This window comes from Spirochaetales bacterium (assembly GCA_016930085.1).
GTDB lineage: Bacteria > Spirochaetota > Spirochaetia > SZUA-6 > JAFGRV01 > JAFGHO01.
Genome location: JAFGHO010000045.1, coordinates 43,344 through 51,086 on the forward strand (window position 1 = coordinate 43,344; position 7,743 = coordinate 51,086).

Sequence of the window (7,743 nt, forward strand, 5' to 3'; positions counted from 1 at the left end):
CCCTCCGGGGCATGTGCCGTTATGCGAACATTCTCCGGTTATTTCGTTGCCGGCGAGCCGTTTTCGATTACTTTACTCGCGGTCTTGACGACGGACTCGGGTATGGTGATGCCCAGTTTTTTCGCTACATCGAGGTTGATGAGGAGATCGGTGTCAGCGGGATCCGTCATAAAACGGGTGGGAATCGAATCGGGATTCTTCCCCTTGAGGATTTCATCGATCAGTTTACCGGTCGCCCGGCCCATTTTGTAGTAGTCGAATCCCCATGCGGCCAGGACGCCATTGGTTTCCGCGGAACTCGGATCCGCTGACATGATGGGGATATTGTTGTCGGTCGCAACCTCGACGAGTGCGGCCAGTGCGGAGACGACCGTATTGTCGGTGCTGACATAGAAAGCGTCGACTTTCGGCGCCATAAGCTGGGCCGCCTGCTTCACTTCCGCGGATTTTGTCACGGTCGTCGCAATGAATTCGATATCGAGCTCCCCGCACGCTTCCTCCGCCATCTGCGCCAGCACCTGGGCGTTTTGTTCCGAACTTGTGTAGATATGACCGAGGGTTTTGATGTCCGTCAATTTTTTCAAAAACTCTATTTGCGCCTTTACGGGGGTGAGGTCGGAAATACCCGTGACATTCCCCGAACCTTTATCCAGCGATTCGACAAGGCCGGCGTCGACGGGATCCGTCACCGCGCTGAACACGACGGGGATGTCGGAAATGGTGCCGACCAGAGCCTGCGCGGTCGGTGTCGCGATACCGACCGCGACCCTGACCCTGTTTGCCATAAACTTCGTGGCGATGGTCTTCGCGGCATTGGCATCGCCGTTCGCGTTCTGGAGATCATACTGGAACTCGTAACCGAGGTCCGCGAGTTCGTCCTGGATTCCCTGCTCGACGGCATCCAGGGCGGGGTGGGCGACGATTTTTGATATGCCGATAACGCCGGTTTTTGATACCTCCCTGCATCCCGTGACCATGAACGGGAGCGATACCAAAAGGGCAATAGAAGAAACGATAAATAAGACCGGTTTTTTCATACACACTCCTTTGTTTGAAAAGATATCCATTTATATCATTAATCCGCGGATAACCTCAAGCGACCGATCCCCGGTAACCGTTACTCCGGCCTGAGACGAATTCACATAGTTATTTATGGAACACGGCAATAACGATTCAATCGGTGTTTATCTCCGCGCATGCGGTGATGATACACCCGCGGGCTCTATCAGTTTTTCATCGCTCCCGTATCATAATAGCTATCGTCGACGAACAATTCCTTTTTCAACAACCCGGCCGTATTGAACCTGAAAATCTCCTGCATGTATATTTTACTCATATTTCCGCCCCGGTCACTTGACTTTTTGATTCACAATGGGTATAGTATGCCCGTAAAACAGCAGGAGGCATATATTCCTTGTTTTCGCCATGGGTAGTAGCTCAATTGGTAGAGCACCTGACTCTGGATCAGGGGGTTGGTGGTTCAAGCCCATCCTACCCAGTCGGGCATTTGAATCCATAAAAAGCAAACCTATCTCGAACGAGCGGCTATACATAAAAACGTATTGTCGTAGATACGGTTCCCCGTTATGTTCCTTTTCTACAGTTGTTGTCGGATGACATCATCAATAATAAATCCACAGGAAATATGGATGTAAAAGCCGGCCGTTTGCCGGAAGTACGGCTTTACACTGTATCGTTTTTCATCTATGCTGTTTCACGGTAAAATATCTCTTTCCCGGAAAGGAGTCATCGAATGCCCGTTCTCGATATGCCCATCGATGCATTAAAGACCTATAAAGGAATCAATCCGAAGCCCGATGATTTTGAAGAGTTCTGGAAACGGGCACTCGATGAAGTGCGCGGGCTTGGAACGGCATATGAGCTCGAGCCTTCGGATTTTCAGGCACCGTTTGCCTCGTGTTTTCATCTGTATTTCAGGGGAGTCGGGGGCGCCCGGATACACGCGAAGCTTCTGAAGCCGAAGACCGTAACGGATCCCCATCCGGCAGTGGTCCAGTTTCACGGCTACCGGTGTTCGTCCGGCGACTGGTATGAAAAACTCTGTTTTGTCGGGGCGGGGTATTCCTTTGCCGCCATGGACTGCCGCGGGCAGGGCGGGCTTTCCGAAGACTGCGGGGGAGTGAAAGGCAACACGGATAACGGCCACATCATCCGGGGGCTTTCGGATAGCCCCGACAGGCTTCTCTACAGGCAGATTTTTCTCGATACGGTACAGCTCGTACGGATTATCATGAGTATGGAAGATACCGATGAAAAACGGGTCGGGGTGTGTGGATATTCACAGGGAGGGGGTCTTTCCCTTGCCTGCGCGGCGCTCGAGCCGGGAATAAAAAAGGCAGCTGCCGCCTATCCTTTTCTTTGCGATTACAGGCGCGTATGGGAAATGGATTTAGTCGAAAAGGCGTACGCCGAACTCCGAACCTATTTCCGCCTTTATGATCCCCTTCACGGGCGGGAGGAAAAAGTTTTCGAACGGCTCGGCTATATCGATGTCCAGCATCTCGCCCCCCGCATAAAAGCGGATGTCCTTATGGCAACGGGCCTTATGGATGACTGCTGTCCTCCCTCCACACAATTCGCAGCCTATAATAAAATTCAGGCAAAAAAAGAAGTGGCGGTGTACCCCGATTTAGGCCACGAAAACCTGCCGGGCTTTCCGGACAGAATTTTCCAGTTTATGATGGGGCTATAGATATAAGCGTGATGCAGGACGTTCCTCGTTGCGCTACGGGAATATCGATATGGTGTAATATGAGGATTTTTATATGGGAAAAATCAGTATAGGTGAGATGATGGAATCAAACGCAGACAAATCGGGCTCTAAAAACGGTGAAGAAACCGGGAAAAAAGAAGGAAAAACGAGACTGCGCGCCTTTGATCTATCCGCCGTTATCGAGAAAATGAAAGAAATCGACCTGAAAAAAGTCGGTGATTTCTTCAGGAGGATCAATGTCTATCGAAAGACCCGGGAGGCGCTGGTCGGATGTTATCTTTCCCGGACGGCTTCCGTGGAAAAAAAGAATCTGATTGTCTTTTGGCAGCCGCTATTCCTCATTATCGCCAAGATAGCGGTCGTCGCGTTTGTATCGTTTAAAATATGGGAGTTGTATCCGATTGTCGGAAAGTGGATGAAGATCGGTCTCGATTTTTTCAAACTCCATGAAATCTATAATTTCAGGTTTCCCGGTATCGGCTTTTTCGAATCGGTCGCCAATTATCTGTTTCTGTTTATCCTCGGTTATCACGGTCTTTTTTTTCTCTATCACCAGTTGCTGGATCTTTTTTCCGTCATCGCTATAAGCGCGGCGGACGGAAAGGTTTTTTACGTGCGGAATCTCTTTTTAAAAAAGGAACTATATGTTTTTTCGATCCCGGATATCGCCCTGATCGTACTCAGACAGAATATCCTCGCCCGGCTTATCGGTGTGGGGACCATCAGCCTGCAGAAAAGGTCGGGAGAACAGGTGGCGATCCGTTCGGTAGGCAACGCGCGAACCCTTCTCATGCTTATATCGGACGGCAAAAAGACGGAAGAAGGCAGTCCCGCCGGCGAGCCGGCCTGACAAAGACCGCGAATAGCGGCTCTCCGCTTTACAAACCGGAATTAATCCGGTACCCTCTTTTATGGTAAATCACTGGCAGAGGAATATTCTTATAACATCGATTGTCCGCATCTGTCGCTCGCTTATGTTTGCGGTCTCCGTCATCACCCTTTTCTGGAAAAGCTATGGAATGAATCTTTTCGATATATTCCTTCTCCAGGCAATCTTCGCAGTAGCGATTGCCGTTTTCGAGATCCCGACCGGTTTTATAGGTGATCAGCTTGGAAGAAAAAAGACCTTTATCTTAAGCTCCTTTATCATTGCAGCGGGATGGATTATCTATTCGTGTTCGGATACCTTCTGGCAGTTTATCATTGTGGAAGTCACCCTCGGACTCGGCTTCAGTTTTATCTCGGGCACGGACTCCTCCCTGATATACGAAAGCCTTTATGAGGAAAAAAAGGCGGATTCGTTCGTACGGGTTGAGGGCAGGCAGTTGGGGTTCGCCCACACCGCAGAAGCCGTTTCGGCCCTGGTGGGGGGATTTCTCGCTCCGTTTTTGTCCGTTAATATCCTGATGCTTCTCTCCGCATGCGCGGCGGGAATAGGGCTGGCCCTCTGTTTCGGTATTACCGAACCCTCACGCAGGCCGTACCGCCATCCGCGAGGGACGTTATACGGCCTGTATAAAATAGGGCGGTATGTGTTTCTCAGAAGCCGTATCGTCCGTTTCGCCCTCCCCCTCATGGCCGCATGCGGACTCTCGACCATGCTCGGTGTCTGGTTATATCAGCCCCTCTGGCAGGAACGGAATATTCCCCTCTGGTTGTTCGGCGTTCTCTGGGCCGGTATGTCGCTTCCCTCGAGCCTGACCGGTTATTTTGCCCATACTATAGAAAAGAAAGTGGGGAAAAAACTCCTCATCAGGCTTCTTCCCTTTCCCGCCGTAATCGGCTATATTTGTATTGCACTTGTTCCGGGATGGGGGGCGATCGCATTTATTTACATGGTGCCGTTATTGCGGGGCTTGACGTTTCCGATACTCTCGAAATACGTGCATGAAGAGACGTTCAGCGATAAACGTGCCACGGTTCTTTCAATACAAAGCTGGCTTTTCAGAATCGCCTATTGTCTCACCGGGCCCCTTGTAGGGGCGGTCGGGGAACGATGGGGATTGTCATGGGCCTTTATCGCATGCGCCGCAATTTCACTTCTGGCGACCGGTCTTTTTATTCCGGGCCTTGCGGGGCGTATCGACGATGTTTCTTGATCGTCGGTGCGACTTTTGTTATTATATAATGTCGTCCGTCGAATCCCGGAATCGCTTCCATCCCGGGGTAAGCCGGACGATATACGGGCGATGTTTCGAATGGCCCCTCCGGCGCTATTTTGACAAAACGGAAAACGAGGGTATATATCATGAGACGGCAGCCATGGGTATTGGTTGCAATTATATTGTTGTTGACGCTTCATCCTGCCATCCCGGCCGAAGAAGATGAAACCGCACTGACCGTCTACTATACTTCCTCGCTCAACGGTAACCTTGAAGGATGCACCTGTCAATCATGGCCGCGTGCGGGTCTGGTAAAACGGGCGGCATACCTGAGAGAAAGGGAACGGTCGGCAGGGAGTATACTGATCGAGGCGGGGGATTTCCTCGATCTCAATGCCGATACCAGGCTGACCGGGCATATTCTCGACGTGTACGCCGAACTGGGGTATGATGTGGTCTGTGCAGGAGATGTGGAGCTGTCGTTCGGCGGTGAGACCCTCATCGATTTCAAATCAAGGCTTCCATTATATTGCCATAATCTGATGATAGTCGATACATTGACGGGAAAGGATATACCGTTTACAGAGGGTCCCGTCATACTGGCCGCCGGCAGGTATACGGTCGGTATTATCTGTGTCCTCGAGGAAGCCGTGATTCGTTTCGGCCCCAAAAAAACGGCCGCTTACGGCTATCGTCTTCTTGACTCCGAAAAAACAACAGAAGCGCTGCTTTCGATACTGGAAGAAAAAGGGGTCGACGTGAAACTCCTTCTCTTTCACGGCCGCTATGAAACCCTGCTCGGATTTCTCCCCCGTTTCAGCGGGCTCGATGCCGTTATCTTCGCGCACGAGCAGCGGCTTATCGAGGGGCACCGGGTGGGGGAGACGCATATTTACTCACCCGGCGACGAAGGAAACAGGGTGGGTATCCTCCGTTTGATATTCGAAAAAGACGGAACGATGAAGCAGTATAACGAGTTTCGCCTGTTCCGGTTCTCTATCGATCCGGACGACCCCCTGGTACGGAAAAGAATAAATGAATACAAAAAATATCTGAAAGAACATTATACACAGGAGAATCACTGATGAAACGAAGCGTGACAATGGCCCTTATATTGATTGCGGGCTGCATTGCTTATGGAGAGATTATTTTTTCACCGTCTGTGTGGGACCTTGGCGCGATCGGAAAAGACCGCATTATCCGGCAGGAACTCACGATTGAAAACAGCGGTGATGAGGCGCTGGAGGTGGAGATTATTCCCACCTGCGATTGCGCCTGGTCGGAACCCGGGGAAATAACCGTCGGACCGGGTTCAGCCGTGACGGTCCTGCTGTTTTTCGATCCCCACGAGGAAACGGGTGAAATCGAAAAGAATTTCATGATCAAGACCAATCTCGAGGACAAGGAACGCCTCTTCTATTTTATCAAGGGAAGACTCAAAGGAAGCGAATCAGCCGGCGCCGATATCGCCGACGGTGCAGAAGCGTCCGGCGGTGAACGCCAAGCGAAGCTTTTTTATTACTATTCTCCCGGCTGCGCCAACTGCCGCAAGTTCATCGAACGAACGATACCCGCGATAGAGAACGAGATGCATGTCGATATCGATCTGGTCGCGAAGGATATCATGGACCCGGATGTCTATCAGGAGTACAAGGGGAAACTCGATGAGCTCGGGGAGAAAGAACGGGCTTTTCCCATCCTCCTGATCGGGAAGACCGTTCTCCAGGGAGAGGCGGAAATCGAAGGGAGGATGCGGGACGAACTCGCCGCTTTTCTCACCGGAAAGACTCAGGACGGCGGCGATGGTTCGTCTTCCGATTCGGGAGAGGGGGAAACCGGGGATTCCGGGACGACGATCGCCCTGATTCCCGCGATCACCGCCGGACTTCTCGACGGCATCAATCCCTGCGCGTTCGCCACCCTCATTTCGCTTCTGACCGCCCTCGCTCTAGCGGGAAAGCGTAAAAAGGAAATACTCATTATCGGTATATTTTTTACCCTTTCGGTCTTTGCCACCTACTATCTTGTCGGCCTCGGATTCTTCAAGGTGATCCAGACGGCAAACTCCTTCCCGATCGTCTCACTCGTCATCCACTGGCTGCTCGTCGGGGTACTGGTCGTTTTCGCCGGTTTGAGTCTCTACGATTACTACCTTATCCGTGTCGGCCGGACGGGGGATATGATCCTCCAGCTTTCGGACACCTTCAAAAAAAGGATCCAGAATACCATCAAGATGAAGGCCCGGTCAGCCGCGATCGTGGCAAGTTCGATCGTCCTGGGTTTTCTGGTATCCATTTTCGAACTCGGATGCACGGGCCAGGTTTATTTCCCCTTTATCACGGTCAACGTCCTCAAGATCAGAAAAGAGGCGATCGGGTATATCCTTCTCCTTATTTACAATTTCTGCTTCATTCTGCCCCTTGTTCTGGTCTTCGCGTTTACCTATTTCGGGATCAGTTCGAAAAAGGTGACGAATGTCTTTCAGAAACATATGGGAACGGTCAAACTGCTGCTTGCCGCGCTTTTTTTGGGCCTGGCTGCGTATATGATCCTCACCAAATAAAGGAAAAAGGAGAGAAAACGAATGGCGATACCCGAGGATATGCGTTATACGGAAGATCATCTCTGGATAAAGGGGGTGGGCGGCTCTTTCCGGTGCGGCATCACCGGTCACGCGCAGGAACTGCTGGGCGACATCGAAGTCGTCGACCTGCCCGAAGCGGGAACCGCGGTCGGGAAAGGGGAAAAACTCCTCACGCTCGAAAGCCTCAAATCCGCCTTCGATATCATGAGTCCGGCCGCGCTCGAGGTAACGGAATCAAACGGGGCGGTGAAAGAAAATCCGTCACTCATCAATGCCTCGCCGTTCGGGGAAGGGTGGCTTCTCCGCTTCGCCTGTGACGATGA

7 protein-coding genes and 1 tRNA gene are annotated in these 7,743 nt (G+C 51.5%); 7 read left to right on the forward strand and 1 reads right to left on the reverse strand.

The window, feature by feature from the left end; all coding sequences use genetic code 11:
• Positions 1–38: 38 nt before the first annotated feature.
• Entirely contained in the window at positions 39–1,037 is a 999-nt protein-coding gene (locus tag JW881_07630) for an ABC transporter substrate-binding protein (GenBank protein ID MBN1697369.1), read from the reverse strand.
• A gap of 389 nt (positions 1,038–1,426) precedes the next feature.
• On the opposite strand from JW881_07630, the gene JW881_07635 reads away from it, so the two are divergent.
• The 7 genes from JW881_07635 to JW881_07665 all read left to right on the forward strand — a co-directional run.
• A tRNA-Gln gene (locus tag JW881_07635) sits at positions 1,427–1,499 on the forward strand.
• A gap of 254 nt (positions 1,500–1,753) precedes the next feature.
• Complete coding sequence (locus JW881_07640; GenBank protein MBN1697370.1) at positions 1,754–2,713, forward strand: acetylxylan esterase; 960 nt, start codon at positions 1,754–1,756, stop codon at positions 2,711–2,713.
• 73 nt (positions 2,714–2,786) lie between these two features.
• Positions 2,787–3,584: a PH domain-containing protein gene (locus tag JW881_07645; protein ID MBN1697371.1), complete on the forward strand. Its 798-nt coding sequence runs from the start codon at positions 2,787–2,789 to the stop codon at positions 3,582–3,584.
• A 61-nt stretch (positions 3,585–3,645) separates the two neighbouring features.
• Positions 3,646–4,833: an MFS transporter gene (locus JW881_07650; protein MBN1697372.1), complete on the forward strand. Its 1,188-nt coding sequence runs from the start codon at positions 3,646–3,648 to the stop codon at positions 4,831–4,833.
• Between the two features lie 149 nt (positions 4,834–4,982).
• Positions 4,983–5,921: a hypothetical protein gene (locus tag JW881_07655; GenBank protein MBN1697373.1), complete on the forward strand. Its 939-nt coding sequence runs from the start codon at positions 4,983–4,985 to the stop codon at positions 5,919–5,921.
• The gene (locus tag JW881_07660; GenBank protein ID MBN1697374.1) at positions 5,921–7,399 is read left to right on the forward strand and encodes a DUF1573 domain-containing protein; all 1,479 of its coding nucleotides are present in this window, start codon (positions 5,921–5,923) and stop codon (positions 7,397–7,399) included. The genes JW881_07655 and JW881_07660 overlap by 1 nt, the downstream gene beginning before the upstream one ends.
• Before the next feature lie 21 nt (positions 7,400–7,420).
• On the forward strand, positions 7,421–7,743 hold a 323-nt coding region (locus JW881_07665), incomplete at its 3' end, for a glycine cleavage system protein H (protein ID MBN1697375.1).